The sequence below is a fragment of the Mycobacterium sp. genome (genome assembly GCF_035633495.1).
GTDB lineage: Bacteria > Actinomycetota > Actinomycetes > Mycobacteriales > Mycobacteriaceae > Mycobacterium.
On sequence record NZ_DASQEU010000012.1, the window covers coordinates 1 to 26,454 of the forward strand.

Here is a 26,454-nt window from a genome sequence, read left to right on the forward strand (position 1 = left end):
CTTCCTGTCCACCGAGTACGGTCCGGCCGCCGTCGAGTCGTTCGCGGTCGACCGCGCCCGGCAGCTCGCGGGCGCCTTGCGCACCCCGGACGGCTCGGCCACGCCCCAGGACGTCGCCGACATGCTGACCCGTGAGGGGTACGCGGCGGTCATCGAGCCGCTCGGCGACGTCGCCGTCCAGCTGTGCCAGCACCACTGCCCCGTCGTGGACGCCGCCCGCGAGTTCCCCGCGTTCTGCGAGGCGGAGACCGCCGAGCTGAGCCGTGTGCTCGGCCGGCACGTGACCCGACTGGCCACCCTCGCCCACGGCGACGAGGTCTGCACCGCCGTCATCGCGGCAGAGTCTTCGAACACCCAACTCGCCAGCAGCATCCTCGGAAAGGTCCCGGCATGAGCACTGCAGCGCAGGAACAAGCCGCAACGATCGACGAGCTCGGTCGCTACGAGTACGGCTGGCACGACGCCGACGACGCCGGCTCGAACGCACGTCGCGGCATCAACGAGGACGTCGTCCGGGACATCTCTGCGAAGAAGAACGAGCCCGAGTGGATGCTCGACCTGCGTCTCAAGGGCCTGCGGCTGTTCGGCAAGAAGCCGATGCCCACCTGGGGATCGGACCTCAACGGGATCGACTTCGACAACATCAAGTACTTCGTGCGGTCGACCGAGAAGCAGGCGGCGAGCTGGGACGACCTGCCCGACGACATCAAGAACACGTACGACCGACTGGGCATCCCCGAGGCGGAGAAGCAGCGCCTGGTGTCCGGCGTCGCCGCCCAGTACGAGTCCGAGGTCGTCTACCACGCGATCCGCGAGGACCTCGAGGCGCAGGGCGTGCTGTTCCTCGACACCGACACCGGCCTCCGGGAGCATGAGGACGTATTCAAGGAGCACTTCGGGTCCGTGATCCCCGTCGGCGACAACAAGTTCGCCGCGCTCAACACGGCCGTGTGGTCCGGCGGATCGTTCATCTACGTGCCGAAGGGCGTGCACGTCGACATCCCGCTGCAGGCCTACTTCCGCATCAACACCGAGAACATGGGCCAGTTCGAGCGCACGCTGATCATCGTCGACGAGGACGCCTACGTGCACTACGTCGAGGGTTGTACCGCGCCGATCTACAAGTCGGACTCGCTGCACTCCGCGGTCGTCGAGATCATCGTCAAGCCGGGTGGCCGCTGCCGGTACACCACCATCCAGAACTGGTCGAACAACGTCTACAACCTGGTCACCAAGCGGGCCAGGGCCGAGGCGGGCGCCACCATGGAGTGGGTCGACGGCAACATCGGCTCGAAGGTCACCATGAAGTACCCGGCGGTGTGGATGACCGGCGAGCACGCCAAGGGTGAGGTTCTCTCCGTGGCGTTCGCCGGCGAGGGTCAGCACCAGGACACGGGCGCCAAGATGCTGCACCTTGCGCCGAACACGTCGAGCAACATCGTCTCCAAGTCGGTTGCGCGCGGCGGTGGCCGGGCGTCGTACCGCGGCCTGGTTCAGATCAACAAGGGTGCCCACGGATCCCGGTCGAGCGTGAAGTGTGATGCGCTGCTGGTCGATTCGATCAGCCGCAGCGACACGTACCCGTACGTCGACATCCGTGAGGACGACGTGACGATGGGTCACGAGGCCACCGTGTCCAAGGTCAGTGCGGATCAGCTGTTCTACCTGATGAGCCGCGGCATGACCGAGGACGAGGCGATGGCGATGGTGGTGCGCGGCTTCGTGGAGCCGATCGCGAAGGAACTCCCGATGGAGTACGCCCTCGAGCTGAACCGCCTGATCGAGCTTCAGATGGAAGGCGCGGTCGGATAGTGGGGGCTCAGAACTTGACCGAAGCCGTCGAAGGCGCCGCAGGAATCATCAAGAACAAGGGCGAGCAGTTCAGCTCGTTTGACGTCGACGCCTTCGAGGTGCCCGGCGGCCGTGACGAACTGTGGCGGTTCACGCCGCTAAAACGGCTGCGCGGCCTCCACGACGGCTCCGCGCCCGCGACCGGAAGTGCACTGATCGAGGTCGCTGAACGCCCCGGCGTCACGGTCGAGTCCGTTCGCCGCGGCGACGAACGTCTCGGCCAGGCCGGCGTTCCCGCCGATCGGGTTGCGGCGCAGGCATTCTCGTCTTTCAACCAGGCGACGATCGTCACCGTGGCGCGCGACACCGAGGTGGCCGAGCCCATCGAGATCACCGTCACCGGTCCCGGCGAGGGTGCGACGGCATACGGCCATCTGCAGCTGCGCGTCGATGAACTCGCCGAGGCGCTCGTCGTCATCGACCACCGCGGCAGCGGAACCTATGCCGACAACGTCGAGTTCGTCGTCGGCGACGCAGCACGGCTGACGGTCGTGTGGATCGCCGACTGGGCCGACGACACCGTGCACGTGAGCGCACACCACGCCCGGCTGGGCAAGGACGCGGTGCTAAAGCACGTCGCCGTCACGCTCGGCGGTGACGTGGTGCGCGCCTCGACCACGGTCCGGTACGCCGGACCGGGCGGCGACGCCGAGTTGCTCGGTCTGTACTTCGCCGACGACGGGCAGCACTTCGAGTCGCGGCTACTGGTCGACCATTCGCAGCCGAACTGCAAGTCCAATGTGCTGTACAAAGGTGCGTTGCAAGGCGATCCAGAGTCGAAGCGGCCGGACGCCCACACGGTGTGGGTGGGCGACGTGCTCATCAGAGCCGAGGCTACCGGTACCGACACCTTCGAAGTGAACCGAAACCTGGTACTGACCGACGGCGCCCGCGCCGACTCGGTGCCCAACCTCGAGATCGAGACCGGCGAGATCGTCGGAGCTGGACACGCCAGTGCCACAGGAAGATTCGACGACGAGCAGTTGTTCTACCTGCGGGCCCGCGGCATTCCCGAGGAGCAGGCCCGCCGACTGGTGGTGCGCGGCTTCTTCGGAGAACTCATCTCCAAGATCGCCATCCCCGGCGTGCGCGATCGATTGACCGACGCCATCGAACACGAACTGGCCATCACCGAATCAAGGACCTCGTAATCATGACCACTCTGGAAGTCAAAGACCTGCACGTCAGCGTGACGTCCCCGGAAGGGCAGGACATCCCGATCCTGAAGGGCGTCGACCTGACCGTGAAGTCGGGGGAGACCCACGCGGTGATGGGGCCCAACGGTTCCGGCAAGTCGACGCTCTCCTACGCCATCGCCGGACATCCCAAGTACACCGTCACGTCGGGGTCGATCACCCTGGACGGCCAGGACGTCCTGGAGATGAGCGTCGACGAGCGTGCGCGGGCAGGCCTGTTCCTCGCCATGCAGTACCCGATCGAGGTGCCAGGCGTGTCGATGTCGAACTTCCTGCGCACGGCCGCCACCGCGGTCCGTGGCGAGGCGCCCAAACTGCGCCACTGGGTCAAGGAGGTCAAGAGCGCGATGAGCGATCTCGACATCGACCCGACGTTCAGCGAACGCAGTGTCAACGAAGGATTCTCGGGCGGCGAGAAGAAGCGCCACGAGATCCTGCAGCTCGGCCTGCTCAAGCCCAAGATCGCGATCCTCGACGAAACCGATTCCGGGCTCGACGTCGACGCGCTGCGCGTGGTCAGCGAGGGTGTGAACCGGTACGCGGAGGCTGAGAACGCTGGCGTGCTGCTGATCACTCACTACACCCGCATCCTGCGCTACATCCAGCCGCAGTTCGTCCACGTCTTCGTGGGCGGCCGCATCGTGCAGTCGGGTGGCCCGGAGCTCGCCGACGAACTCGAGGAACACGGCTACGAGCGCTTCACCCAGGCGGTCGGAGCGTAACGTGACCGCCTCGGTACGAACCTTGGATGCCGCTCAACTCGCCAGGATTCGGGCCGACTTTCCGATCCTGGCCAGGCAGATGCGTGGCGGAAACCAGTTGGCCTACCTGGATTCCGGTGCGACGTCGCAAAAGCCGTTGCAGGTACTCGGTGCCGAACGTGAGTTCCTGACGACCTCCAACGGGGCCGTGCACCGCGGCGCGCACCAGCTGATGGAGGAATCCACCGACGCCTACGAGCATGGGCGCGAGGACATCGCGGCCTTCGTCGGCGCCGATACCGACGAACTGGTCTTCACGAAGAACGCCACCGAGTCGATCAACCTGGTGTCCCACGTGTTGGGGGACGACCGCTTCGAGCGAGTCGTCGGACCCGGTGACGTCATCGTCACCACCGAGCTGGAGCACCACGCAAACCTCATCCCGTGGCAGGAACTGGCCCGACGCACCGGCGCCACGCTGCGGTGGTACGGGGTGACCGAGGACGGCCGCATCGACCTGGACTCGCTGGAACTCGACGAGCGGGTCAAAGTCGTTGCCTTCAGCCACCACTCGAACGTGACCGGCGCCATCGCGCCGGTCGCGGAGTTGGTCTCGCGCGCCAAGGCCGTCGGCGCACTGACGGTGCTCGACGCCTGCCAGTCGGTACCGCACGAGCCCGTCGACTTGCACGCACTCGACGTCGACTACGCCGCATTCTCCGGACACAAGATGTTGGGCCCCACGGGAATCGGCGTGCTCTACGGACGCCGCGAACTGCTCAACGCCATGCCCCCGTTCATCACCGGTGGCTCGATGATCGAGACAGTGACGATGGAGGCCACCACCTACGCACCCGCACCGCAGCGGTTCGAGGCGGGCACGCCCATGACGTCCCAGGTCGTCGGATTAGCCGCCGCCGCAAGATATTTGAGCGAGATCGGGATGGACGTGGTCGAGGCGCACGAGGCCGAACTGGTCGCGGCGGCGCTGGATGGCCTCTCGGGGCTCGACGGCGTACGGGCCATCGGCCCCACCTCGCTGGAACACCGCGGGTCGCCGGTGAGCTTCGTCGTCGACGGGATCCACGCACACGACGTCGGTCAGGTTCTCGATGACGAAGGCGTCGCGGTCCGTGTCGGTCATCACTGCGCCTGGCCGCTGCACCGGCGGTTCGGCGTCGCCTCCACAGCGCGGGCGTCATTCGCGATCTACAACACCCTCGATGAAGTGGACCGCCTGGTGGCGGGCATTCAACGGTCCATCGAGTTCTTCGGGCGGAACTAGCCGTGCGGCTCGAGCAGATGTATCAGGAAGTGATCCTCGATCACTACAAGCACCCGCATCATCGTGGGCTCCGTGAACCCTTTGGCGCGCAGGTCCATCACGTCAACCCGACCTGTGGCGACGAGGTGACGCTGCGCGTCGCGTTGTCGGAGGACGGTGAGACGGTCGCCGACATCTCGTATGACGGTCAAGGCTGCTCGATCAGCCAGGCGGCGACATCGGTGCTCACCGATCAGGTAATCGGGCAGAGCATGGGCGTCGCGCTGAAGACCGTGGCGGCGTTCACCGAGATGATCTCGTCGCGCGGGAACGTTGAAGGGGACGAGGACGTCATCGGTGACGGGATCGCCTTCGCCGGAGTCGCCAAGTACCCCGCTCGCGTGAAGTGCGCGCTGCTGGGGTGGATGGCGTTCAAGGACGCGCTGGCACAGGCGAGTGCAGAATCAGATCTACAGGAGGATGACGATGAGCGAAACCGCCGCACAGCTACCGGATGACGAGACGCTCGCCGATCTCGAAGAGGCGATGCGCGACGTGGTCGACCCCGAACTGGGCATCAACGTCGTCGACCTCGGGCTGGTCTACGGACTGAACATCGAGGATGGCGACGCCGGCTCCAAGGTTGCGCTGATCGACATGACGCTGACCTCGGCCGCCTGCCCGCTGACCGACGTCATCGAAGACCAGTCCCGCACCGCACTCGTCGGCTCCGGCCTGGTCAACGAGATCAAGATCAACTGGGTGTGGAACCCGCCGTGGGGTCCGGACAAGATCACCGAGGACGGGCGCGAGCAGTTGAGGGCACTCGGGTTCACGGTCTGAGCGTCTTGTCGCCCGGGTGTCTTGGCGCCCGGCCTGCGCCCCGGCGCCCCGCCTAGGCGGCGTCGGGTTCGGTTCGAGGTCTCTTCGATCTGCCGCTACTTCTGCCAGGTCGATCGCCATGCCGCCCTCACTCTCGCATCTATGTTCGATAGTGGCAGACGGGTGTGACACGCTTCGACCGTGTGTGAAACGGTGGAAGAGGCCGCGAAGATCTGAGCTCGTCAACCGGAAGGAAGCCCATGCGCGGGGACCGATACGTCACCACGCGCCGCCAGCTTCGCGGCATCGCGGAGAGTTTCATAGCGGGTCCTCAGTACCGGTCGGCCGGGACCGTTCGGCTCGCCGTCCGGCCCGATGGCTTCACCGGTGTATCCATTCCCGTCGCGGTGCGCGGCTCCGAACTGATCTGGGGTGAGGACGCCGCGCCGCTGACGGGAACGGTCGGCGCACTCGCCGCGGCGACGGACCTCGACGTCGGACCGCCCGAGGGTGTCTACGAGGTCGCCGACCCGCTGCTCCCCGAGACCGTGCTCGACATCGACGCCGATGCCGCAGAACTCATCCACCGCAGTCTGTACGCGGGCGGCTTTGCGTTGAAGAGCACTCTGCCGGATCAGCACCCGGTGCTGTGGCCCGAACACTTCGACGTGGCGGTCACCGAGGACGAGGTGAACTACGGCGTCTCGCCCGGTGACGACTTCCACCCGCTGCCGTATGCGTACGTCGGCCCATGGACATCCCGCATCGGCGTGTTCTGGAACGCTCCGTTCGGTGCGTTCCTGACCCTCGATCCGTCGCACGACGTGGACCGACTCGCGGCCGACATCGGAGAATTCCTCGACCGCGGCCGCGCTGAGTTGTGACCGGCTCGCGCGAAGTGGAATCGTCGAACGACGAACCACGTTGCACCCCTTCACGAGCATCGAAGGCGCGACCGAGCCGTTCCGACCGCTGACCGTCCGGTCGATGACCATTCCCAACCGGTTCGCCATGGCCCCCATGACATGGCAGGCATCGCCGGGAGGCGTGCCGGGTCCCGACGTCGCCGACTACTACGCCCGTCGGGCGGCGGGTGGCGTCGGACTCGTCATCACCGAGGGGATTCGCCTGCCGGACCCCGCCGCCTGCTTCCCCGAGTCGGTGCCTACCCTCGCAGGCGACGACGTGCTCGCGGGTTGGCGCAGGATGACCAAAGCCGTCCATGCCGACGGCGCCGTGATCGCCGCCCAGCTGTGGCATCAGGGCGCCGAGCGTGGCGACGCCGACGGCGTCGCGCCGGTGAGTCCCTCTGGGGTCAACGGGTTGGGGGAGTCGAAGGGGCGCGCGCTGGCGGCGAATGAGCTGGCCGGCGTGGCCGATCAATTCGCCGCGGCGACCGGCAATGCGCGCGAGGCCGGTTTCGACGCCGTCGAGATTCACGGAGCGCACGGTTATCTCCTCGACGAATTCTTCTGGGAGAAGACCAATCTGCGCACCGACGGTTACGGCGGTTTGCTGGCGGGCCGCACGCGATTCCCCGCCGAGGTGGTGGCCGCAATCCGCGCGGCCGTCGGTCCGGACTTCCCGATCGTCTTCCGGTTCTCGCAGTGGAAGGGAACCGATGAAGACGCCTCCATCGCGGGTGACCCCACCCAGCTGCAAGAGCTGCTGGGCGCCACTGGTGGACGCCGGTGTCGAGGTCTTCCATCCGTCCACGCGGCGGCACTACGTTGCGGCCTTCCCCGACGCAGATCCGGTTCTCAGCCTGTCCGGTTGGACGAAGAAGGTGACCGGAACGCCCGTGATCGCGGTCGGCTCGGTGAGACTGGACACCGCCTTCCGGGATGAGTGGCCGCGCCAGGTGATCGCACCGGCACCCGCGGACCGGGTCATCGCGCAGTTCGAGGCGGGCGAATTCGACGTCGTCGCCATCGGCCGGGCTCTGCTGGCGGATCCGGCGTGGGTGAACAGGCTGCGCGACGACACGCTGGACGGGTTCAATGGTTACGACGCGCAATCTGCGCTGAGCACGTTGCATTGACCGTTTTGCGCGGACCACAGGGTGGGAACAAGCAGCTAGAACCTGACGTTGGGAAAGACGTGAGCACGCAGGACATCACCACCGAACAGTTCAATGACACCATCACCGACAACGAAATCGTGCTCGTCGATTTCTGGGCGGAGTGGTGCGGACCGTGTCGCGCATTCGCGCCGACCTACGCGGCCTCGTCCGACAAGCATCCCGACGTGGTGCATGCGAAGGTCGACACCGAGGCCGAGCAAGGTCTGGCCGCCGCCGCGGAGATCCAGGCGATCCCCACGCTCATGGCCTTCAAGAAGGGCCACATGGTCTTTCGGCACTCCGGCATGCTGCCTGCGAAGGACCTCGAGGCCGTGATCGACCAGATCAAGGAACTCGACATCGACGCCGCGATCGCCGAGCAGGCCAAAGCAGAAGAGGTCTAACGAACGCACGCGATAGCGTGCAGTCCGTGACCGAGCAGAACGAACCCCTGGTCCTCGTCGACCACCCGCAACCCCATGTGGCGTTGGTGACGCTCAACAGGCCCGGGCGGATGAACTCGATGGCGTTCGACGTCATCGTTCCGCTGAAGAAGGCACTCGACGAGCTCACCTCCGACAATGACACCCGCGTCGTGGTGTTGACCGGCGCGGGCCGGGGCTTCTCCTCTGGTGCCGACCACAAGTCGGCGGGATCCGTCCCGCACGTCGCCGGACTGACCCGGCCGACGTTCGCGTTGCGGTCCATGGAAGTGCTGGACGACGTGATTCTCGCCATACGGAAGATGCACCAACCCGTCATCGCGGCGGTCAACGGCGCTGCCATCGGAGGCGGCCTGTGCCTGGCGCTGGCATGTGACATCAGGGTCGCGGCGCAGGCCGCCTACTTCCGGGCGGCGGGCATCAACAACGGCCTGACCGCGAGTGAGCTCGGCCTTTCCTACCTGCTGCCCAAGGCAATTGGCACGTCACGGGCATTCGAGGCGATGCTGACCGGGCGCGACATCGACGCCGAGGAAGCCGAGCGCATCGGGCTGGTGTCGCGGACGGTCTCCGACGACGCCCTCCTCGACACCTGCTATGAGATGGCACGGCGCATCGCGTCGTTCTCGCGGCCGGGCATCGAGTTGACCAAGCGGACCCTCTGGAGTGGACTGGAGGCCGGTAGCCTGGAGGGTCACATGCAGGCTGAGGGCCTGGGACAACTCTACGTGCGCCTGCTCACCGCCAACTTCGAGGAAGCGGTTGCCGCGCGCGCCGAGCAGCGGCCGGCAGTCTTCACCGACGACAAGTAAGACGACATGAGGAGTACAGCGTGATCACCGCAACGGACCTCGAGGTCCGCGCTGGCGCGCGTACGCTGCTGTCGATCGAGGGTGCCGCTATGCGCATCCAACCGGGTGACCGGATCGGACTCGTCGGCCGTAACGGCGCAGGCAAGACCACCACGATGCGCATCCTCGCCGGCGAGGGCGAGCCCTATGCGGGCACGATCGACCGCACCGGTGAGATCGGCTATCTGCCACAGGATCCCAGAGAGGGTGACCTGGACATGCTGGCCCGTGACCGGGTCCTCTCGGCGCGCGGGCTCGACACTCTTCTCTCCGATCTGGAGAAGCAGCAGACGATAATGGCCGAGGTCGCCGACGACGCCGCCAGGGACAAGGCGGTGAAGCGCTACGGTCAACTCGAGGAGCGGTTCGCCGCCCTCGGCGGGTACGCCGCGGAGAGCGAGGCGGGTCGCATCTGCGCCAGCCTGGGCCTTCCGGAGCGGATCCTGACCCAGTCGTTGAGGACGCTCTCCGGTGGTCAGCGACGTCGCGTCGAACTGGCCCGCATCCTGTTCGCGGCGTCGGATACGGGCTCGGGGTCGGACACCACGCTGCTGCTCGACGAGCCGACCAACCACCTCGACGCCGACTCGATCGGGTGGCTGCGCACGTTCCTGCAGAGCTACACCGGCGGTCTGGTCGTCATCAGTCACAACGTGGATCTGCTCGCCGACGTCGTCAACCGAGTGTGGTTCCTCGACGCCGTGCGCGGTGAGGCCGACGTGTACAACATGGGCTGGCAGAAATACCTCGATGCCCGTGCCACCGACGAGCAGCGCCGCCGCCGCGAACGGGCCAATGCCGAGCGCAAGGCCGGCGCGCTGCGGACGCAGGCGGCGAAGATGGGCGCCAAGGCCACCAAAGCGGTTGCTGCGCAGAACATGCTGCGCCGCGCCGACCGGATGATGGCCTCGCTGGACGAGGAGCGCGTGGCCGACAGGGTCGCCAAGATCAGGTTCCCGACGCCGGCCGTGTGCGGTCGCACCCCGCTGGTGGGCAAGGGGCTGACCAAGACGTACGGCTCGCTCGAGATCTTCACCGGCGTCGACCTGGCGATCGACAAGGGCTCCCGCGTCGTCGTTCTCGGACTCAACGGCGCGGGCAAGACCACGCTGTTGCGGATCCTGGCGGGGGCCGAAGCCGCCGACGCCGGTGTGATCGAGCCCGGCCACGGGCTCAAGCTGGGCTACTTCGCGCAGGAACACGACACCATCGACGGACTGGCCTCGGTGTGGGAGAACATCCGCCACGCCGCGCCCGACACCGGCGAACAGGATCTGCGGAGTCTGCTCGGGGCCTTCATGTTCACCGGTCCGCAACTCGACCAGCCTGCAGGCACCCTGTCCGGCGGCGAGAAGACCCGGCTGGCCCTGGCCGGTCTGGTCGCGTCGACTGCCAACGTGCTGCTACTCGACGAGCCGACCAACAACCTCGATCCCGCGTCGCGTGAACAGGTGCTGGACGCGCTACGTAGCTACCTCGGCGCCGTCGTCCTGGTGACCCACGATCCTGGCGCCGCCGAGGCGCTGGATCCCCAGCGGGTCGTGCTGCTGCCGGACGGTACCGAGGACTACTGGTCCGACGAGTACCGCGACCTAATCGAACTGGCCTGATCCCACAACCTGATTGAACTTTTCCCCGCCGGGTACGTGCCATGTACTTCGGAAAGTGGGGAGATGCAGATGAGGGAACTGGACAAGCCCAGGGATGAATTGCTCGACGAATTGCGCAGCGCTTACGAACAGGGTGCGAGCATACGGACTCTGGTAGGAACTACCGGAAAGTCGTACGGCTCGATCCACAGCATGTTGCGCGAATCCGGTACGACCATGCGCAGCCGTGGCGGGCCGAACCACCGCCGCAGGCACTAGTCACTGCTGACGAACGGACACCTCGACGACGTCGAGAACGGCGCTGAGTCTCTTTGGATCGTCGCCAGACGCGAGTCTGGCGACGAGTCCGTCGAGAACGAGATCGAGATACGTATGAAGTACCTCGCTGGGGACGTCGTCGCGTAACCTTCCGGCCTGCTTCTGGCGTCGTAGCCGCTCGGTCGTGGCGTCGGACAACTCCGCCGAACGCTCCGCCCAACCCCGTTGAAACACGGGATCGTTGCGTAGCTTTCTGGCGATCTCGAGCCGGGTCGCCAGCCAGTCGAACTGGTCTGGAGCCGCCAGCAGGTCGCGCATGACCTGGATGAAACCCTCGCGTGAGGCCACGTCCGCCATTCGTTCGGCATCCTCGCGGGCCAGTTCGAAGAACAGGGTGTCCTTGTCGCGGAAGTGATGGAAGATCGCGCCGCGCGACAGCCCGATGGTCTGCTCGAGCCGCCGCACGGTCGCGCTCTCGTATCCGTACTGCGCAAAGCACCGCCGGGCGCCGTCGAGGATCTGACGACGACGTGCCGCCAGATGGTCATCGGTCACCCGTGGCAACGGAGGGGCCCTGTTCTACTCAGCCTTGAGTTCCACTAGGCCTTGAGCATGTTCCGCAGCACGTATTGCAGGATGCCGCCATTGCGGTAGTAGTCGGCCTCTCCCGGCGTGTCGATGCGCACCACGGCGTCGAACTCGACCTTCGAACCGTCCTCCTTGGTCGCGGTGACGTGCATGGTCTTTGGCGTCTTGCCCTCGTTGAGCGCTTCGATGCCCGAGATGTCGAACACCTCGGTCCCGTCGAGTTTCAGCGACGCCGCCGACTCGCCGACGGGGAACTGCAGCGGGACGACGCCCATGCCGATCAGGTTGGAACGGTGGATGCGCTCGAACGACTCGGTGATCACCGCGCGGACGCCCAGCAGGCTGGTGCCCTTGGCGGCCCAGTCGCGTGAGGATCCCGACCCGTACTCCTTGCCGCCCAGCACCACCAGCGGAATGCCCTGTGCCGCATAGTTCTGCGCCGCGTCATAGATGAACGACTGAGGGCCGCCATCCTGGGTGAAGTCGCGCGTGTAACCACCGGACACGTCGTCGAGCAGCTGGTTGCGCAGCCGGATGTTGGCGAACGTGCCGCGAATCATCACCTCGTGATTCCCTCGCCGCGACCCGTAGGAGTTGTAGTCCTTGCGGTCGACGCCGTTCTCCTCGAGGTACTGTGCGGCCGGCGTGCCCGGCTTGATGTTGCCTGCCGGCGAGATGTGGTCGGTGGTCACCGAGTCACCAAGCAGCGCAAGCACTCTGGCGCCCGAGATGTCCTTGACGGGCTGAGGGTCGGCTGGCATCCCCTCGAAGTACGGCGGCTTGCGCACGTACGTCGACTTCGGATCCCAGTCGAACGTCTTGCCCTCCGGGGTGGGCAGGTTGCGCCAGCGCTCGTCGCCCTTGAACACGTCGGCGTAGCTGTCGGTGAACATCTTCCTGTCGATCGACGACGCGATGACGTCCGAGATTTCCTGCGACGACGGCCAGATGTCCTTCAGGAACACGTCGTTGCCGTCGTTGTCCTGGCCGAGCGGTTCGGTCTCGAAGTCGAAGTCCATGGTTCCCGCCAGCGCGTAGGCGATCACCAACGGCGGGGACGCCAGGTAGTTCATCTTCACGTCGGGGGAGATGCGGCCTTCGAAGTTGCGGTTGCCCGAGAGCACCGCGGTGACCGAGAGGTCGTTGTCGTTGATCGCCTTGGAGATCGCGTCCGGCAGCGGACCGGTGTTGCCGATGCAGGTGGTGCAGCCGTAGCCGACCAGGAAGAAGCCCAGCTTCTCCAGGTACGGCCAGACCCCCGCCCTGTCGTAGTAGTCACTGACCACCTGCGAACCCGGCGCCATCGACGTCTTGACCCACGGCTTGGAGGTCAGCCCCTTCTCGACGGCGTTGCGGGCCAGCAGCGCGGCACCGAGCATCACCGACGGGTTGGAGGTATTGGTGCAGGACGTGATCGCCGCGACGACGACCGCGCCGTGGTCGAGCACGAACTCGCCCTGCTCGTCGGAGCGCACCTTGACCGGCTTGCTGGGCCTTCCGTGGGAGCCGTTCGCCGCTGACTGGACGTCGACGGCGCCGTCGTCGGCGAAGGACAGCGACACCGGATCACTGGCCGGGAACGACTCTGCGACGGCCTCGTCGAGCTTCGTCTCCGGCGTCGGATGGTTCTCCTCCACGTAGTTGTGGATGTCCTTGCGAAACGCGGTCTTGGACTCCGACAGCAGGATCCGGTCCTGGGGACGCTTGGGGCCGGCGATGGACGGCACCACGTCGCCGAGATCGAGCTCGAGGTACTCGGAGAAGACGGGCTCCTTCTCGGCGTCGTGCCACATGCCCTGCGCCTTGGCGTAGGCCTCGACGAGGGCCAGTTGTTCGTCGGTCCGGCCGGTGAGGCGCAGATAGTCCACGGTCACCGAGTCGATCGGGAAGATGGCTGCGGTGGAACCGAATTCGGGGCTCATGTTGCCCAGGGTCGCGCGGTTGGCCAGAGGCACTTCGGCCACGCCCTCGCCGTAGAATTCGACGAACTTGCCGACCACGCCGTGCTTGCGCAGCATCTCGGTGACGGTCAACACGACGTCGGTGGCCGTGACGCCGGGCTTGATCTCGCCGGACAGCTTGAAGCCGACGACGCGGGGGATGAGCATCGACACGGGCTGGCCCAGCATCGCGGCCTCGGCCTCGATGCCGCCGACGCCCCAGCCCAGCACGCCGAGGCCATTGACCATGGTGGTGTGGCTGTCGGTGCCGACGCAGGTGTCCGGGTACGCAACCCCGTCGCGGACCATCACGGTGCGGGCCAGGTACTCGATGTTGACCTGGTGCACGATTCCGGTGCCGGGCGGCACCACCTTGAAGTCGTCGAACGCACCCTGACCCCAGCGCAGGAACTGGTAGCGCTCACCGTTCCGGGAGTACTCGATGTCGACGTTGCGCTCGAAGGCGTCGCGCCTGCCGAATACGTCGACGATCACCGAGTGGTCGATCACCATTTCGGCCGGCGCCAGCGGGTTGACCTTGTCTGGATCGCCGCCGAGTTCGCCGACCGCCTCGCGCATGGTGGCGAGGTCGACGATGCAGGGCACGCCGGTGAAGTCCTGCATGATCACCCGGGCCGGGGTGAACTGGATCTCGATGCTTGGGTCGGCCGAGGGATCCCAGTTGGCGATGGCCTCGATGTGGTCCTTGGTGATGTTGGCGCCGTCTTCGGTGCGCAGCAGGTTCTCGGCGAGCACCTTGAGGCTGTAGGGAAGTTTCTCGGTTCCGGGTACCGCGTCCAGGCGGTAGATCTCGTAGGCCTCGTCCCCCACGTTCAACGTGTTGCGGGCTCCAAACGAATTAACGCTGGTCACATCAACTCCCGGTTCGATCGTCGCCGTGACGGGCTGTGTCGCGGCGGTAAGGATTCTAACAGTACGCTTGTCCTGTAAACCACTTCGGTGCGGGGCCCAGTCTTCTCCTCATCCGGGCGTGCTGCCAGCCGATCGGCCCCTGTTGGCGGTACGGTCTGGCACGTGACGACTCCGCAGGTGCCGCTGTTCATCCCGTCGCAGGTGTGCGCGATCGTCGGGGAGGATCCCGGCGCGACGCCGCCGGACGTGTGCATGGACCTGGTTCAGGACGATCTTCGCAGCGACGGCGTCAGTGCGCCGGACGTCCCCGCCAACGCCGGGCTGTCCCAGGTGGTGGTCGACGCGAAGCAGAAGGGCATCGACCTCAAGCTCGTCGTGCTCGACCAGAACCCGCCGATCGACACTCCGCTGCGGGACGTCGCCACGGAGGTCGGCCGAGAGTATCCGGGTTCGACGGTACTGGTGCTGAGCCCCTCATTCGCCGGCACTTACAGTCCGACGTTCGACCGAGTCACGCTGGAAGCGGGGCAGGACATCGCGAAGGTGAGTGGCACTCCGGTGGCGGCCTCTCAGAATTTCGTGACCGAATTGACGACGCCCCATTTCCCGTGGGCGCCATTCACGATCGTGCTCGTCCTCGGTGTTGCGGTGGCGGCCGTCGCTACTCGAATACTGCAGGTCCGGGCCCGAAAGGCGAATGTCGCGGAAAAGCCTGTGGCGGCGGACAACTGACTTTTCCGCCTGCCTTTCATTTATCGAAGATCACCATTCGATAACATCGTTTCAATTACAAACGTGTAATTTCTTTCTGGCGTTTCCTTGACGCTTGTTGTGACGTACGGTGCAGAAGGTGCCTGCTGTTGCAGTTGTGATTCACGTGACTCCTGTGACCAAGGCGCCCGACGAACGTGCCATCACGTTCGCGTTCAGCCTTAGGAGACCGGAGTCCAATGAGACGCACCCTTCGCGCCTCGCTTGCGGGTTCGCTCGCATGTGGTGTTCTCGTCGCGTCCGTGTTCACCCACGGCGTGGGACTCGCGGCGGCCGAGCCTGCAAGTTCGGAGGGAATCGCGGGCCTCGTGGCCGCGGTCGCCAACGCGGATCAGAAGTTGCAGGAACTCGGTGCGAGCATCCAAGCGGAGCAGGAGAGCGTCAACAAGGCGATCGTCGACGTCCAGACGGCGCGTGACGACGCTGCGGCCGCCCAGAGCGAGGTCGACGCCAGTCAGGCAGCGCTCAACGACGCCGACGCGGCGATCTCGTCGGCCCAGCAGCGCTTCGACACGTTCGCCGCGTCGACCTACATGAATGGTCCGTCCGCGTCGTACGTGACCGCCAAGGACCCGGCGGACATCCTCGACACCGCGGCCACCGGCCAGACGCTGAACGCCGGCACGCAGCAGGCGATCACCGCACTGCAACGCGCCCGCACCGAACAGGTCAACCGGGACTCCGCGGCCCGACTGGCCAAGCAGAAGGCCGACCAGGCCGTCGTCGACGCCCAATCCAGCCAGGACGCCGCCGTCGCGTCGCTGACGCAGGCGCAGCAGACGTTCAAGGGCCAGCAGGCCGAACTGGATCGACTCAGCGCCGACCGGTCGGCGGCACGGGCGAAGCTCACCGAGGCCCGTGATTGGTCGGCGCCCGTCACCAAGGCGGCCGCGCAGGCCGCCCCCGTCGCGGCACCCGCCGCCGCGGCCATCCCGTCGAACGACTGGGACCGCGACCCTGCCGCAGCCGCGCCGGGCAATTCGAAGTGGGACACCGTGTGGGATCCCACGCTGCCGGCGATCCCCAGTGCGTTCGTCAGCGGTGACCCGATTGCGATCATCAACTCGATCCTCGGGATCGCAACCAGCTCGGCTCAGGCGACCCAGCAGATGGGACGCGGCTTCCTGCAGAAGCTCGGAATCCTCCCCACGCCAACCGGTTACACCAACGGGGCGATACCCCGTGTCTACGGTCAGCAGGCCTCGGAGTACGCGATCAAACGAATGCAATCGCAGATGGGCGTGCCCTACTCCTGGGGCGGCGGCAACGCCGCGGGTCCGAGCCGCGGCATCGACTCTGGTTCCGGGACCGTTGGCTTCGACTGCTCAGGCCTCATGTTGTACGGATTCGCCGGGGTCGGAATCAAACTCGACCACTACTCGGGATCGCAGTACAACGCTGGACGGAAGGTCCCGTCTTCGCAGATGCGCCGCGGCGACATGATCTTCTACGGGCCCAATGCCAGTCAGCACGTTGCGATGTACCTGGGCAGCGGCCAAATGCTTGAAGCGCCGTACACCGGTTCGACGGTCAAGATCTCGCCCGTCCGGACCAGCGGAATGACCCCCTACGTGACTCGATTGATCGAATACTGATGGGATTGCCTTGCACGTGACGTTCCTCCGCTGGTCCAAGGCGCTGGCTCTGATCATCTGCGCGTTCACGTTGACGTTTGTTGCTTCAGCGCCGGCCAGCGCCGACCCCGCCGACGGAGCGTGGGATCCGACGCTGCCGCAGCGGCCCAGCTCCGGAGCGCCCGGAGACCCCGTCGCGATCGCCAACGCGTCCTTCCAGGCCAGTGCGATCGCGTTGCAGACCACCCAGAGCCTCGGACGGCAGTTCCTGTCCAGCATTGGTCTCGGCGGCAGTGCGCCCGCCGCCGTGGCCGGTGGTCGGGTGCGCGGCCCGGAGGCGATCGAGTACGTGATCCGACGCGCCGGTTCCCAGATGGGCGTGCCGTACTCGTGGGGCGGCGGCGCGCTCAACGGACCCAGCGAGGGCGTCGACTACGACGCGGGCAAGGTCGGCTACGACTGTTCCGGCTTCACGCGGTACGCCTTCGCGGGCGTGGGCGTGCCGATCCCGAAGTACTCGGGCGACCAGTACAGCTCCGGAAGGCCGATCGCGCCCTCGCAGGCCAGGCGAGGTGACCTGATCTTCTACGGGCCGGGCGGCAGCCAACACGTGGCGATCTTCCTCGGCGGCGGCCGGATGCTCGAGGCGTCGGGTAGTGCCGAAAGGGTGACCGTCAGCCCGGTGCGCACCGCGGGCATGTCTCCGCACCTGGTTCGGTTCATCGAGTCCTGATCGAGACCGCTTCGCGGCAGGGCACGTCGACGGATTCCGAACTGCCTGGAATAGTTGACGAGGAGCGTCCGCCGAGTGGCTCTGGCGCCACCGAGACCAACCAAGACCAGCGGTCTGAACTGAACGCCGGACCAGAACACGTGGGAGGAAACTGAATGACGTCACCGAGTGGGCCGCCGCAGGGCGCCGGAGGTTTCCCCGGGCAGGCCCCGCCGGAGGGCTTCCCGCAAGGCGGTCCCCAGCAGCCCCCGTCCACGAACGGTGGCCTGCAGAACGAGGTCCACACCCTGGAGCGGGCGATCTTCGAGGTCAAGCGGATCATCGTCGGTCAGGACCTGCTGGTCGAGCGCATGCTGGTCGGGCTCCTCGCGAAGGGCCACGTGCTCCTCGAAGGCGTTCCGGGTGTGGCCAAGACCCTCGCGGTGGAGACGTTCGCCAAGGTCGTCGGCGGGACGTTCGCGCGCATCCAGTTCACCCCCGACCTGGTGCCCACCGACATCGTGGGTACCCGCATCTACCGGGTGGGCAAGGAAGAGTTCGACATCGAGCTCGGGCCCGTGATGGTCAACTTCCTGCTCGCCGACGAGATCAACCGCGCTCCCGCCAAGGTGCAGTCGGCGCTGCTCGAGGTGATGGCCGAGCGCAAGGTGTCGCTTGGAGGCAAGACCTTCCCGCTGCCGAGCCCGTTCCTCGTCATGGCGACGCAGAACCCGATCGAGCAGGAGGGCGTCTACTCCCTGCCTGAAGCCCAGCGCGACCGCTTCCTGTTCAAGCTGAACGTCGACTACCCGACGCCCGAGGAAGAGCGCGAGATCATCTATCGGATGGGCGTCAACCCGCCGCAGCCGAAGCAGATCCTCAACATCGGTGACCTGCTGAGGCTGCAGGACATCGCCGCGGGCATCTTCGTCCACCACGCGCTCGTCGACTACGTCGTTCGCATCGTGACCGCCACCCGCGAACCCGAGAAGTTCGGCATGCCCGACGCCAAGGCGTGGATCGCCTACGGCGCCTCACCGCGTGCCTCGCTCGGCATCATCGCCGCGTCACGGGCACTGGCGCTGGTGCGTGGGCGCGACTACGTCATCCCACAGGACGTCGTCGAGGTGATCCCCGACGTGCTGCGGCACCGTCTGGTGCTGAGCTACGACGCGCTGGCCGATGAGGTGTCAGCCGAGACGGTCATCAACCGGATCATGCAGACCGTCGCGCTGCCACAGGTGAATGCCATTCCGCAGCAGGGACATTCGGTGGCGCCCGCCATGCCCACCGCGGCGGCGGCCGGCGGTCGGTGACTGAGTCGTCAGGCCGCGTGGATCTGCCGTCGCTCCAACGCGGTCAGATCCGGGATCCGGAGCTCTCGGCCGCGCTCCGCAAGCTGGAGCTGACGGTCCGCCGCAAGCTCGACGGCGTGCTGCACGGCGATCACCAGGGACTGGTGCCCGGACCGGGCTCCGAGCCGGGGGACTCCCGCATCTACCAGCCCGGTGACGACGTGCGCCGGATGGACTGGTCGGTGACCGCCCGCACCACGACGCCGCACGTGCGGCAGATGATCGCCGACCGCGAGCTCGAGACGTGGCTCGTCGTGGACGTCTCGGCGAGCCTCGACTTCGGCACCGCCGGATGCGAGAAGCGCGACCTCGCCGTGGCGGCCGCTGCGGCCATCGCGTTCCTCAACAGTGGTGGCGGCAACCGCCTCGGTGCGGTGATCACCAACGGCGAGAGCACCAGACGGGTGCCCGCACTCAGCGGTCGGATCCACGAGCACGAACTGCTCCGCGCGATCGCGACCATGCCGCGGGCGCCACTGGGCGTGCGCGGTGACCTGGCCGCCGCCATCGATGCGTTGCGCAGGCCCGAGCGGCGGCGCGGCATGGCGGTGATCATCAGCGACTTCCTCGGTCCGATCAACTGGATGCGGCCGCTGCGGGCCATCGCCGGGCGGCACGAGGTGCTCGGCATCGAGGTCATCGATCCCCGTGACGTCGAACTGCCCGACGTCGGCGACGTGGTCCTGCAAGACACCGAATCCGGCGTGACCCGCGAGTTCACCATCGACGCGCAACTGCGTGCCGACTTCGCCAAGGCGGCGACGGCACATCGTGCCGACGTGGCACGCACCTTGCGCCGCTGCAACGCGCCGCTGCTGACCCTGCGTACCGACCGGGACTGGATCGCCGACGTCGTTCGATTCGTGGCCAATCGACGTCGGGGAGCCCTTGCGTCCCGATGAGTCTCTGCGCCCCGATGAGCGCTTGCGGACGGATTACTGAAATGACAAGTAGCACATGACATTACCGATTTTTGGCCCGATGAGCCTGACGGGGTTCAAGAACCCGTGGTTCTTCCTCTTCCTTCTCTTCGTGCTCGGCCTGGTTGCCCTATACGTCGTCGTTCAGGTGGCCCGGCAGAAGCGGATGCTGCGCTTCGCCAACATGGAGCTGCTCGAGAGCGTGGCGCCCAAGCGTCCCGCCCGCTGGCGGCACCTGTCCGCGATCCTGATGGTGCTGTCGCTGGTGCTCTTCACCGTGGCGATGGCGGGGCCCACGAACGACGTCCGGATACCGCGCAACCGCGCCGTGGTCATGCTGGTGATCGACGTGTCGCAGTCGATGCGTGCCACCGACGTCGCACCCAGCCGGTTGGCCGCCGCTCAGGAGGCTGCCAAGCAATTCGCCGACCAGCTGACGCCCGGCATCAACCTCGGCCTGATTGCGTATGCGGGCACCGCGACCGTGCTGGTGTCACCGACGACCAACCGCGATGCCACCAAGGCCGCCATCGACAAGCTGCAACTGGCCGACCGCACCGCGACGGGCGAGGGGATCTTCACGGCCCTGCAGGCCATCGCGACCGTGGGCGCGGTCATCGGCGGCGGCGATGAACCGCCGCCGGCGCGCATCGTGCTGATGTCGGACGGCAAGGAGACGGTGCCGTCGAATCCGGACAATCCGAAGGGCGCCTACACCGCCGCCCGCACGGCCGACGACCAGGGCGTACCGATCTCCACGGTGTCCTTCGGCACGAAGTACGGGTACGTCGAGATCAACGACCAACGTCAGCCCGTGCCCGTCGACGACGAGATGCTCAAGAAGATCGCCGAGCTCTCTGGCGGCAACGCCTACTCCGCGTCGAGCCTGGAGCAGCTCAAGGCGGTCTTCACCTCTCTGCAAGAGCAGATCGGCTACGAGACCATCAAGGGCGATGCCAGCGTGGGATGGCTTCGACTCGGCTCGCTGGTACTCGCACTTGCGGCACTGGCCGCGCTGCTGATCAACCGCCGTCTGCCCGGTTGACCCGCACGGCGATTTCGGCCGGACAGACGCGAGACGATAGGTTGGCGAACATGACGGACTTCGTATCGCGCTCCGTGCTGGTCACCGGTGGCAACCGCGGCATCGGCCTCGCGGTCGCCCAGCGACTGGCCGCCGACGGGCACAAGGTCGCAGTGACACACCGTGGTTCGGGCGCACCCGACGGGCTCTTCGGCGTCGAGTGCGACGTCACCGACACCGCCGCCGTCGACCGCGCCTTCACCGAGGTCGAGGAGCATCAGGGCCCCGTCGAGGTGCTCGTCGCCAACGCAGGCGTCACCGCGGACATGCTCATCATGCGAATGAGCGAGGAGAACTTCGAGAAGGTCATCAACGCCAACCTGACCGGCGTGTTCCGCGTCGCCAAGCGCGCGTCGCGCAACATGATCAAGAAGCGCTTCGGCCGAATGATCTTCATGGGTTCGGTGGCCGGCTCGATCGGGCTGCCCGGGCAGGCGAACTATTCCGCCTCCAAGGCGGGCCTCGTCGGCATGGCCCGTTCGCTCACGCGCGAGCTCGGGTCGCGCTCCATCACGGCCAACGTGGTGGCGCCGGGCTTCATCGACACCGAGATGACGCGCGCGCTCGACGACAAGATGCAGGACACCGCCCTGCAGGCAATCCCGATGTCCCGCATCGGCAAGGTCGAAGAGGTCGCGGGCGTCGTCAGCTTCCTGGCGTCGGGGGACGCCGCGTACATTTCCGGCGCCGTCATCCCGGTCGACGGTGGCCTCGGCATGGGTCACTGAGCGGCAGCAAACGATCGGGCACGGCATCTTTGGCAAGGAGTAGAGGACGGACATGGCAGGGTTTCTCGAAGGCAAGCGCATCCTCGTCACGGGGATCATCACGGACTCGTCGATCGCGTTCCACATCGCGAAGGTCGCGCAGGAGGCCGGCGCGGAGCTGGTGTTGACCGGGTTCGACCGGATGAAGCTGATCCAGCGGATCGCCGACCGGCTGCCCAACCCGGCGCCGCTGCTCGAGCTGGACGTGCAGAACGAGGAGCACCTCGCCAGCCTTGCCGACCGCGTCACCGAGGTCATCGGCGAGGGCAACAAGCTTGACGGCGTCGTGCACTCGATCGGTTTCATGCCGCAGACCGGCATGGGCATCAACCCGTTCTTCGACGCCCCGTATGAAGACGTCGCCAAGGGCATCCACATCTCGGCCTACTCCTACGCGTCGCTGGCCAAGGCCGCGCTGCCGATCATGAACCCCGGTGGCGGCATCGTCGGCATGGACTTCGACCCCACCCGTGCGATGCCCGCCTACAACTGGATGACGGTCGCCAAGAGTGCGTTGGAGTCGGTGAACCGGTTCGTCGCGCGCGAGGCCGGTCAGTACGGCGTGCGGTCGAATCTCGTTGCCGCAGGACCGATCCGGACACTGGCCATGAGTGCCATCGTCGGTGGTGCGCTCGGCGCCGAAGCCGGCGACCAGATGAAGCTGCTCGAGGAGGGCTGGGACCAGCGGGCGCCCATCGGCTGGAACATGAAGGACCCGACACCGGTCGCAAAGACGGTGTGCGCCTTGATCTCCGACTGGCTCCCCGCCACGACGGGAACCATCGTCTACGCCGACGGCGGCGCCAGCACACAGTTGCTGTAGATCAGATGAACGAGCTCGACTTCGACGCGTTGCTCCTGCTGTCCTTCGGTGGCCCGGAGGGACCCGAGCAGGTGCGGCCCTTCCTGGAGAACGTCACCCGCGGCCGCAACATCCCGCCCGAGCGCCTGGACGACGTCGCCAAGCACTACCTGCACTTCGGCGGGGTCTCGCCGATCAACGGCATCAACCGTGCGCTGATCGAGCAGATCGAGGCGGAGCTCGTCGAGCGCGGCATGGGCGTACCCGTCTACTTCGGCAACCGCAATTGGGAACCGTACGTCGAGGACACCGTGGCGCGGATGCGCGACGACGGCATTCGGCGCGCCGCGGTCTTCACCACGTCGGCGTGGGGTGGCTACTCGGGCTGCACCCAGTACCAGGAGGACATCGCCCGGGCACGCCGCGCGGTCGGGTCGGAGGCGCCCGAACTCGTCAAGTTACGACAGTACTTCGACCACCCATTGTTGGTCGAGACGTTCGCCGACGCGATCGCCGATGCCGCCGCGACCCTTCCCGCGGACCTGCGCGACGAGGCACGCCTGATCTTCACCGCACACTCCATTCCGCTGCGCGCGGCGTCGCGCTGCGGACCGGACCTCTACAGCAGGCAGGTCGCCTACTCGGCGGGGCTGGTGGCGGCGGCCGCGGGCTACTCCGACTACGACCAGGTCTGGCAGTCGAGATCCGGTCCGCCGCAGGTGCCGTGGCTGGAGCCCGACGTGTCCGAACAGCTCACCGCATTGGCGGCGGCCGGCACCAGGGCGGTGATCGTATGCCCGATCGGCTTCGTCGCCGACCACATCGAGGTGGTCTGGGATCTCGACAACGAGCTCAGGGAGCAGGCGGAAGCGGCGGGCATCGCGTTCGCCCGCGCGACGACGCCGAATGCGCAGCGGCGATTCGCCCGGCTGACCGTCGACCTGATCGACGAACTGCGCGAGGGACGGGACCCGGTCAGGGTCGTCGGCCCGCAGCCCGTTCCCGGCTACGGGTTCAGCATCGACGGGTCGTTGTGTACGGCCGGCTGCTCTAGCGACGCCACGCCGACTGCAGGATCGCGCTGACCGCAGCCATCCGCGCCGAACGCACCACGCCGACCAGTGGGCGGAGCGCGTCGTTGGCGATCCGCATCTCCGACGACGACTGAAGCCCGATCGGCATCAGGCCCGAACTGACGGTGATGATGGCGTCGACGTGAGCGGCGTTCTCCAGGACCCGCAAGGCGCGCTCGGGTGCGTGATCGGGTGCTCGATGCAAACGCGCCGACTCGAGAACCTGTTCGACGAGGCCCCGCGGATCGGCGACGTCCGCGGAAGTCATCCCGGCGCGCAGGGTGCCGAGCGCGTCGGCTGCCGAGCGTACGGCGGCGCGCAGTTCGTACTCGGCGTGGCCGAGGTCCAGTTGCTGACCGATCGGCACCCCGGGCAGCGAGTACACGGTCCATTGCAGCGCGATCGGTTCGGCGTAGTGGTCGGTCGACTCGTCGTCGGTGTGGTCGTAATCGGGGTCGGTCTCGTCGTAGGCGAACTCGGGGACCAGACCGACCGCGGTGATTTCCCGGTACGACACGGTGATCGCCTCGCCAGCCGAGATGGCATCGAGGGTGAACTGAGTGCCCGCCGGCAGCCCGCGAACGTCGCCGGGGATCGGCAGCGTGACGGCGATCACGGGCTCACCGGTCGGCGGGCCCGCGGCCGTGCGCAGTGTCTGCAGCAGAGACACCGCGCCCGCATCGGTGAGATCCGGCCAGGGCAGCCCGGTGCGGTCTGCCACGACGGAGTCGTAAGCGGTTACGGAATGCCTTGGCGCCCATAGTGATAGCGCATCAAGAACGTCGTCCGGCGCGGCGACGCCAGCGAGCCAAGCGTTGGCCCATACCGACAGGGAAACACTGGGGCACCACATGATGCACGCAGTGTAGTTGTTGACGGCTGCGAGCGGGATACGCGCTAGGCTGGCTACATGGGCGCACTGATCTGGCTGGTGGCGGCACTGGCCCTGGCCGGTGCGGAAGCGATGACCGGTGATCTCTTTCTGCTCATGCTCAGCGGCGGCGCGTTGTCGGCCGCCGGTGCCAGCGCGCTGTTCGGCGGACCGGTCTGGGTCGACGGTGCGGTCTTCGCCGTCGTATCGATGCTGCTGCTGGTGCTAGTGCGCCCGGCCCTACGCAAGCGGTACGCGGCGGGCACCGGTCTGCCGGAGCCGATGAAGGCTCTCGAAGGCCAGGGCGCGCTGGTGCTCGACAGGGTGGGGCGCCACGAAGGCCAGGTGAAACTCGATGGTCAGGTCTGGACGGCCCGTCCGCTCAACGACGACGAGGTCTACGAACCGGGCGACCACGTCACCGTCGTGCGCATCGACGGCGCAACCGCGGTCGTCTTCAAGAGCATCTAAATTTAGGGAGGAACTGCAATGGATGGTGCTTTCTTCGGGCTGATTCTGGCGGCGGTGTTGGTGATCTTCGCGATCATCGTCGTCGTCAAGTCCGTCAAGGTGATTCCGCAGGCCGAGGCCGCGGTCATCGAACGGCTGGGGCGCTACAGCAAGACCGTCTCCGGGCAGCTCACGCTGCTGCTCCCGTTCGTCGACAAGATCCGCGCCAGGGTCGACCTGCGCGAGCGGGTCGTGTCGTTCCCTCCGCAGCCGGTGATCACCGAGGACAACCTGACGGTCAACATCGACACCGTCGTCTACTTTCAGGTCACCGAGCCCCAAGCCGCGGTCTACGCGATCAGTAACTACATCGTCGGCGTCGAGCAGTTGACCACGACCACCCTGCGCAACGTGGTCGGCGGCATGACCCTGGAGCAGGCATTGACCTCACGCGACCAGATCAACGGCCAACTCCGCGGTGTGCTCGACGAGGCCACCGGGCGATGGGGACTGCGCGTGGCCCGGGTCGAACTCCGCAGCATCGACCCGCCGCCGTCGATCCAGGATTCGATGGAGAAGCAGATGCGCGCCGACCGCGAGAAGCGCGCCATGATCCTGACCGCCGAGGGCAACCGCGCGGCGTCGATCATGCAGGCCGAGGGCCAGAAGCAGGCTCAGATCCTGTCTGCCGAAGGTGCCAAGCAGGCCGCGATCCTGGCCGCCGAGGCCGACCGTCAGTCCCGGATGCTGCGTGCCCAGGGTGAGCGAGCTGCGTCCTACCTGCAGGCCCAAGGCCAGGCCAAGGCCATCGAGAAGACGTTCGCGGCGATCAAGGCCGGTCGCCCGACCCCCGAGATGCTCGCCTACCAGTACCTGCAGACCCTGCCCCTGATGGCAAAGGGCGAGGCGAACAAGGTCTGGCTGGTACCCAGCGACTTCGGGACGGCGCTGCAGGGCTTCACCAAGATGCTCGGCGCGCCAGGCGAGGACGGCGTCTTCCGCTATCAGCCGTCGCCGGTGGAGGAAGACCTGCCGAAGCCCGAGGATGACTCGGCCGAGGTGGCGGAGTGGTTCAACACGAAGTCAGACCCCGAGATCGCGCAGGCGGTCGCGCAGGCGGTGGCCGAGGCGCGTACCCCCGGCTCGGGTGCCATCGATGCGCCCCCGCAGTACGCGCCGCTGTCGCAGCAGGCCCAGCCGCCTGCGACCGACTACGGGCAACCCCCGGCGCCACGGCACGGTAGTAGCCCGGGTCAGTGACCGCGCTGACGTCGCGACGGGCCTACGCCCTGCTGGCCGCGATGCAGGCCGGTGACGCCGTCGCGTGCGGTCTGCAGATCGCCCCGATCAAGAAGGCGTTCGACGACGTCGGGCTGGCCGAGGAGTTGCGGCCGGTCATCCCGGTGGTCAAGGCGGCGTCGGCGGTGGGTCTGCTGTCGGTGTACCGGTTCCCGGCACTGGCCCGCCTTACCACGTTCATGCTGACCGTGTACTTCGTGCTGGCGGTGGCGTTCCACGTCAGGGCCAGGGACTGGAGCCCGGGGTTGTTGGCGGCGACGTCCTTCCTCGGGTTGTTCGGCGCCATGACGGTGAAGGGACCCAGCGTCGAGGGGTGA

29 protein-coding genes are annotated in these 26,454 nt (G+C 66.7%); 26 read left to right on the top strand and 3 right to left on the bottom strand.

Annotation, left to right across the window (positions count from 1 at the left end; genetic code table 11):
* The 14 genes from VET27_RS01740 to VET27_RS01805 form a co-directional block, all read left to right on the top strand.
* Positions 1–394 (top strand): helix-turn-helix transcriptional regulator (locus VET27_RS01740; protein WP_526514656.1); only part of this gene is annotated, 394 nt, incomplete at its 5' end.
* Positions 391–1,812: a Fe-S cluster assembly protein SufB gene (gene sufB, locus VET27_RS01745; protein WP_526514657.1), complete on the top strand. Its 1,422-nt coding sequence runs from the start codon at positions 391–393 to the stop codon at positions 1,810–1,812. The genes VET27_RS01740 and sufB, both read left to right, overlap by 4 nt.
* Positions 1,812–3,002 (top strand): Fe-S cluster assembly protein SufD, encoded by a 1,191-nt coding sequence (gene sufD / locus VET27_RS01750; RefSeq protein ID WP_526514658.1) that lies wholly within the window; start codon positions 1,812–1,814, stop codon positions 3,000–3,002. Before sufB ends, sufD begins: the two co-directional genes overlap by 1 nt.
* Before the next feature lie 2 nt (positions 3,003–3,004).
* Positions 3,005–3,769, top strand: a complete 765-nt coding sequence (sufC, locus tag VET27_RS01755; RefSeq protein ID WP_526514659.1) for a Fe-S cluster assembly ATPase SufC — start codon at positions 3,005–3,007, stop codon at positions 3,767–3,769.
* Position 3,770: 1 nt separating this feature from the next.
* Positions 3,771–5,033: a cysteine desulfurase gene (locus tag VET27_RS01760; protein ID WP_526514660.1), complete on the top strand. Its 1,263-nt coding sequence runs from the start codon at positions 3,771–3,773 to the stop codon at positions 5,031–5,033.
* 17 nt (positions 5,034–5,050) lie between these two features.
* Entirely contained in the window at positions 5,051–5,530 is a 480-nt protein-coding gene (gene sufU, locus VET27_RS01765; protein ID WP_526514686.1) for a Fe-S cluster assembly sulfur transfer protein SufU, read from the top strand.
* Positions 5,499–5,855: a metal-sulfur cluster assembly factor gene (locus VET27_RS01770; protein WP_526514661.1), complete on the top strand. Its 357-nt coding sequence runs from the start codon at positions 5,499–5,501 to the stop codon at positions 5,853–5,855. Before sufU ends, VET27_RS01770 begins: the two co-directional genes overlap by 32 nt.
* A 239-nt stretch (positions 5,856–6,094) precedes the next feature.
* Entirely contained in the window at positions 6,095–6,718 is a 624-nt protein-coding gene (locus VET27_RS01775) for a hypothetical protein (protein WP_526514662.1), read from the top strand.
* 103 nt (positions 6,719–6,821) lie between these two features.
* Positions 6,822–7,682: an oxidoreductase gene (locus VET27_RS01780; RefSeq protein ID WP_526514663.1), complete on the top strand. Its 861-nt coding sequence runs from the start codon at positions 6,822–6,824 to the stop codon at positions 7,680–7,682.
* A complete protein-coding gene (locus VET27_RS01785) occupies positions 7,654–7,875 on the top strand; it encodes a hypothetical protein (protein ID WP_526514664.1) in 222 nt (73 codons plus the stop codon). The genes VET27_RS01780 and VET27_RS01785 overlap by 29 nt, the downstream gene beginning before the upstream one ends.
* A 59-nt stretch (positions 7,876–7,934) precedes the next feature.
* Positions 7,935–8,300 carry a thioredoxin gene (gene trxA / locus VET27_RS01790; protein WP_526514665.1) on the top strand — a complete coding sequence of 122 codons (366 nt, stop codon included), beginning with the start codon at positions 7,935–7,937 and terminating at the stop codon, positions 8,298–8,300.
* Between the two features lie 17 nt (positions 8,301–8,317).
* The gene (locus VET27_RS01795) at positions 8,318–9,151 is read left to right on the top strand and encodes an enoyl-CoA hydratase (protein ID WP_526514666.1); all 834 of its coding nucleotides are present in this window, start codon (positions 8,318–8,320) and stop codon (positions 9,149–9,151) included.
* Positions 9,152–9,171: 20 nt separating this feature from the next.
* Positions 9,172–10,800 carry an ABC-F family ATP-binding cassette domain-containing protein gene (locus VET27_RS01800; protein ID WP_526514667.1) on the top strand — a complete coding sequence of 543 codons (1,629 nt, stop codon included), beginning with the start codon at positions 9,172–9,174 and terminating at the stop codon, positions 10,798–10,800.
* Between the two features lie 69 nt (positions 10,801–10,869).
* Complete coding sequence (locus VET27_RS01805) at positions 10,870–11,058, top strand: helix-turn-helix domain-containing protein (protein ID WP_526514668.1); 189 nt, start codon at positions 10,870–10,872, stop codon at positions 11,056–11,058.
* Here the strand turns inward: VET27_RS01805 and VET27_RS01810 are convergent, their stop codons facing one another.
* Positions 11,059–11,622 carry a TetR/AcrR family transcriptional regulator gene (locus tag VET27_RS01810; RefSeq protein WP_526514669.1) on the bottom strand — a complete coding sequence of 188 codons (564 nt, stop codon included), beginning with the start codon at positions 11,620–11,622 and terminating at the stop codon, positions 11,059–11,061.
* Positions 11,623–11,657: 35 nt separating this feature from the next.
* Positions 11,658–14,477 carry an aconitate hydratase AcnA gene (acnA, locus tag VET27_RS01815; RefSeq protein WP_526514687.1) on the bottom strand — a complete coding sequence of 940 codons (2,820 nt, stop codon included), beginning with the start codon at positions 14,475–14,477 and terminating at the stop codon, positions 11,658–11,660.
* A 144-nt stretch (positions 14,478–14,621) separates the two neighbouring features.
* Between acnA and VET27_RS01820 the strand changes: the two genes are divergently transcribed.
* From VET27_RS01820 to VET27_RS01860, 9 genes are all read left to right on the top strand, one after another.
* Positions 14,622–15,191: an Rv1476 family membrane protein gene (locus VET27_RS01820; RefSeq protein ID WP_526514670.1), complete on the top strand. Its 570-nt coding sequence runs from the start codon at positions 14,622–14,624 to the stop codon at positions 15,189–15,191.
* Between the two features lie 218 nt (positions 15,192–15,409).
* Positions 15,410–16,825 carry an NlpC/P60 family peptidoglycan endopeptidase RipA gene (ripA, locus tag VET27_RS01825; RefSeq protein WP_526514671.1) on the top strand — a complete coding sequence of 472 codons (1,416 nt, stop codon included), beginning with the start codon at positions 15,410–15,412 and terminating at the stop codon, positions 16,823–16,825.
* Positions 16,826–16,835: 10 nt separating this feature from the next.
* Positions 16,836–17,537 carry an NlpC/P60 family peptidoglycan endopeptidase RipB gene (ripB, locus tag VET27_RS01830; protein WP_526514672.1) on the top strand — a complete coding sequence of 234 codons (702 nt, stop codon included), beginning with the start codon at positions 16,836–16,838 and terminating at the stop codon, positions 17,535–17,537.
* Positions 17,538–17,692: 155 nt separating this feature from the next.
* Entirely contained in the window at positions 17,693–18,832 is a 1,140-nt protein-coding gene (gene moxR1 / locus VET27_RS01835; protein ID WP_526514673.1) for a chaperone MoxR1, read from the top strand.
* Positions 18,829–19,773 carry a DUF58 domain-containing protein gene (locus VET27_RS01840; RefSeq protein WP_526514674.1) on the top strand — a complete coding sequence of 315 codons (945 nt, stop codon included), beginning with the start codon at positions 18,829–18,831 and terminating at the stop codon, positions 19,771–19,773. Before moxR1 ends, VET27_RS01840 begins: the two co-directional genes overlap by 4 nt.
* Positions 19,774–19,828: 55 nt before the next feature.
* Positions 19,829–20,836, top strand: a complete 1,008-nt coding sequence (locus VET27_RS01845; protein ID WP_526514675.1) for a vWA domain-containing protein — start codon at positions 19,829–19,831, stop codon at positions 20,834–20,836.
* A 50-nt stretch (positions 20,837–20,886) separates the two neighbouring features.
* Positions 20,887–21,603: a 3-oxoacyl-ACP reductase FabG1 gene (gene fabG1 / locus VET27_RS01850; protein ID WP_526514676.1), complete on the top strand. Its 717-nt coding sequence runs from the start codon at positions 20,887–20,889 to the stop codon at positions 21,601–21,603.
* 52 nt (positions 21,604–21,655) lie between these two features.
* Positions 21,656–22,465, top strand: a complete 810-nt coding sequence (gene inhA, locus VET27_RS01855; RefSeq protein WP_526514677.1) for an NADH-dependent enoyl-ACP reductase InhA — start codon at positions 21,656–21,658, stop codon at positions 22,463–22,465.
* Positions 22,466–22,470: 5 nt separating this feature from the next.
* Positions 22,471–23,529, top strand: coding sequence for a ferrochelatase (locus VET27_RS01860; RefSeq protein WP_526514678.1), 1,059 nt, complete (start codon positions 22,471–22,473; stop codon positions 23,527–23,529).
* Here the strand turns inward: VET27_RS01860 and VET27_RS01865 are convergent.
* Positions 23,495–24,370 (bottom strand): Rv1486c family protein, encoded by an 876-nt coding sequence (locus tag VET27_RS01865; RefSeq protein WP_526514679.1) that lies wholly within the window; start codon positions 24,368–24,370, stop codon positions 23,495–23,497. The two genes, VET27_RS01860 and VET27_RS01865, sit on opposite strands and share 35 nt — an antisense overlap.
* 57 nt (positions 24,371–24,427) lie before the next feature.
* Here VET27_RS01865 and VET27_RS01870 point away from each other — a divergent pair, with 57 nt between their 5' ends.
* Genes VET27_RS01870 through VET27_RS01880 form a run of 3 tightly spaced genes read left to right on the top strand, consistent with a single transcriptional unit; the run spans position 24,428 to position 26,454 of the window.
* Positions 24,428–24,859: an NfeD family protein gene (locus VET27_RS01870; protein ID WP_526514680.1), complete on the top strand. Its 432-nt coding sequence runs from the start codon at positions 24,428–24,430 to the stop codon at positions 24,857–24,859.
* Positions 24,860–24,877: 18 nt separating this feature from the next.
* Positions 24,878–26,098 carry an SPFH domain-containing protein gene (locus VET27_RS01875; RefSeq protein WP_526514681.1) on the top strand — a complete coding sequence of 407 codons (1,221 nt, stop codon included), beginning with the start codon at positions 24,878–24,880 and terminating at the stop codon, positions 26,096–26,098.
* Entirely contained in the window at positions 26,095–26,454 is a 360-nt protein-coding gene (locus VET27_RS01880) for a DoxX family protein (protein ID WP_526514682.1), read from the top strand. Before VET27_RS01875 ends, VET27_RS01880 begins: the two co-directional genes overlap by 4 nt.

Bases quoted from the DNA above. Each gene is read 5' to 3' on its own strand.
- sufC (WP_526514659.1), top strand. From the start codon at position 3,005: ATGACCACTCTGGAAGTCAAAGACCTGCACGTCAGCGTGACGTCCCCG.
- VET27_RS01780 (WP_526514663.1), top strand. From the start codon at position 6,822: ATGACCATTCCCAACCGGTTCGCCATGGCCCCCATGACATGGCAGGCA.
- fabG1 (WP_526514676.1), top strand. From the start codon at position 20,887: ATGACGGACTTCGTATCGCGCTCCGTGCTGGTCACCGGTGGCAACCGC.
- VET27_RS01845 (WP_526514675.1), top strand. From the start codon at position 19,829: ATGACATTACCGATTTTTGGCCCGATGAGCCTGACGGGGTTCAAGAAC.
- sufU (WP_526514686.1), top strand. From the start codon at position 5,051: ATGTATCAGGAAGTGATCCTCGATCACTACAAGCACCCGCATCATCGT.
- sufB (WP_526514657.1), top strand. From the start codon at position 391: ATGAGCACTGCAGCGCAGGAACAAGCCGCAACGATCGACGAGCTCGGT.
- moxR1 (WP_526514673.1), top strand. From the start codon at position 17,693: ATGACGTCACCGAGTGGGCCGCCGCAGGGCGCCGGAGGTTTCCCCGGG.
- VET27_RS01875 (WP_526514681.1), top strand. From the start codon at position 24,878: ATGGATGGTGCTTTCTTCGGGCTGATTCTGGCGGCGGTGTTGGTGATC.
- VET27_RS01860 (WP_526514678.1), top strand. From the start codon at position 22,471: ATGAACGAGCTCGACTTCGACGCGTTGCTCCTGCTGTCCTTCGGTGGC.
- ripA (WP_526514671.1), top strand. From the start codon at position 15,410: ATGAGACGCACCCTTCGCGCCTCGCTTGCGGGTTCGCTCGCATGTGGT.
- VET27_RS01770 (WP_526514661.1), top strand. From the start codon at position 5,499: ATGAGCGAAACCGCCGCACAGCTACCGGATGACGAGACGCTCGCCGAT.
- VET27_RS01775 (WP_526514662.1), top strand. From the start codon at position 6,095: ATGCGCGGGGACCGATACGTCACCACGCGCCGCCAGCTTCGCGGCATC.
- VET27_RS01865 (WP_526514679.1), bottom strand. From the start codon at position 24,370: ATGTGGTGCCCCAGTGTTTCCCTGTCGGTATGGGCCAACGCTTGGCTC.
- VET27_RS01805 (WP_526514668.1), top strand. From the start codon at position 10,870: ATGAGGGAACTGGACAAGCCCAGGGATGAATTGCTCGACGAATTGCGC.
- inhA (WP_526514677.1), top strand. From the start codon at position 21,656: ATGGCAGGGTTTCTCGAAGGCAAGCGCATCCTCGTCACGGGGATCATC.
- VET27_RS01870 (WP_526514680.1), top strand. From the start codon at position 24,428: ATGGGCGCACTGATCTGGCTGGTGGCGGCACTGGCCCTGGCCGGTGCG.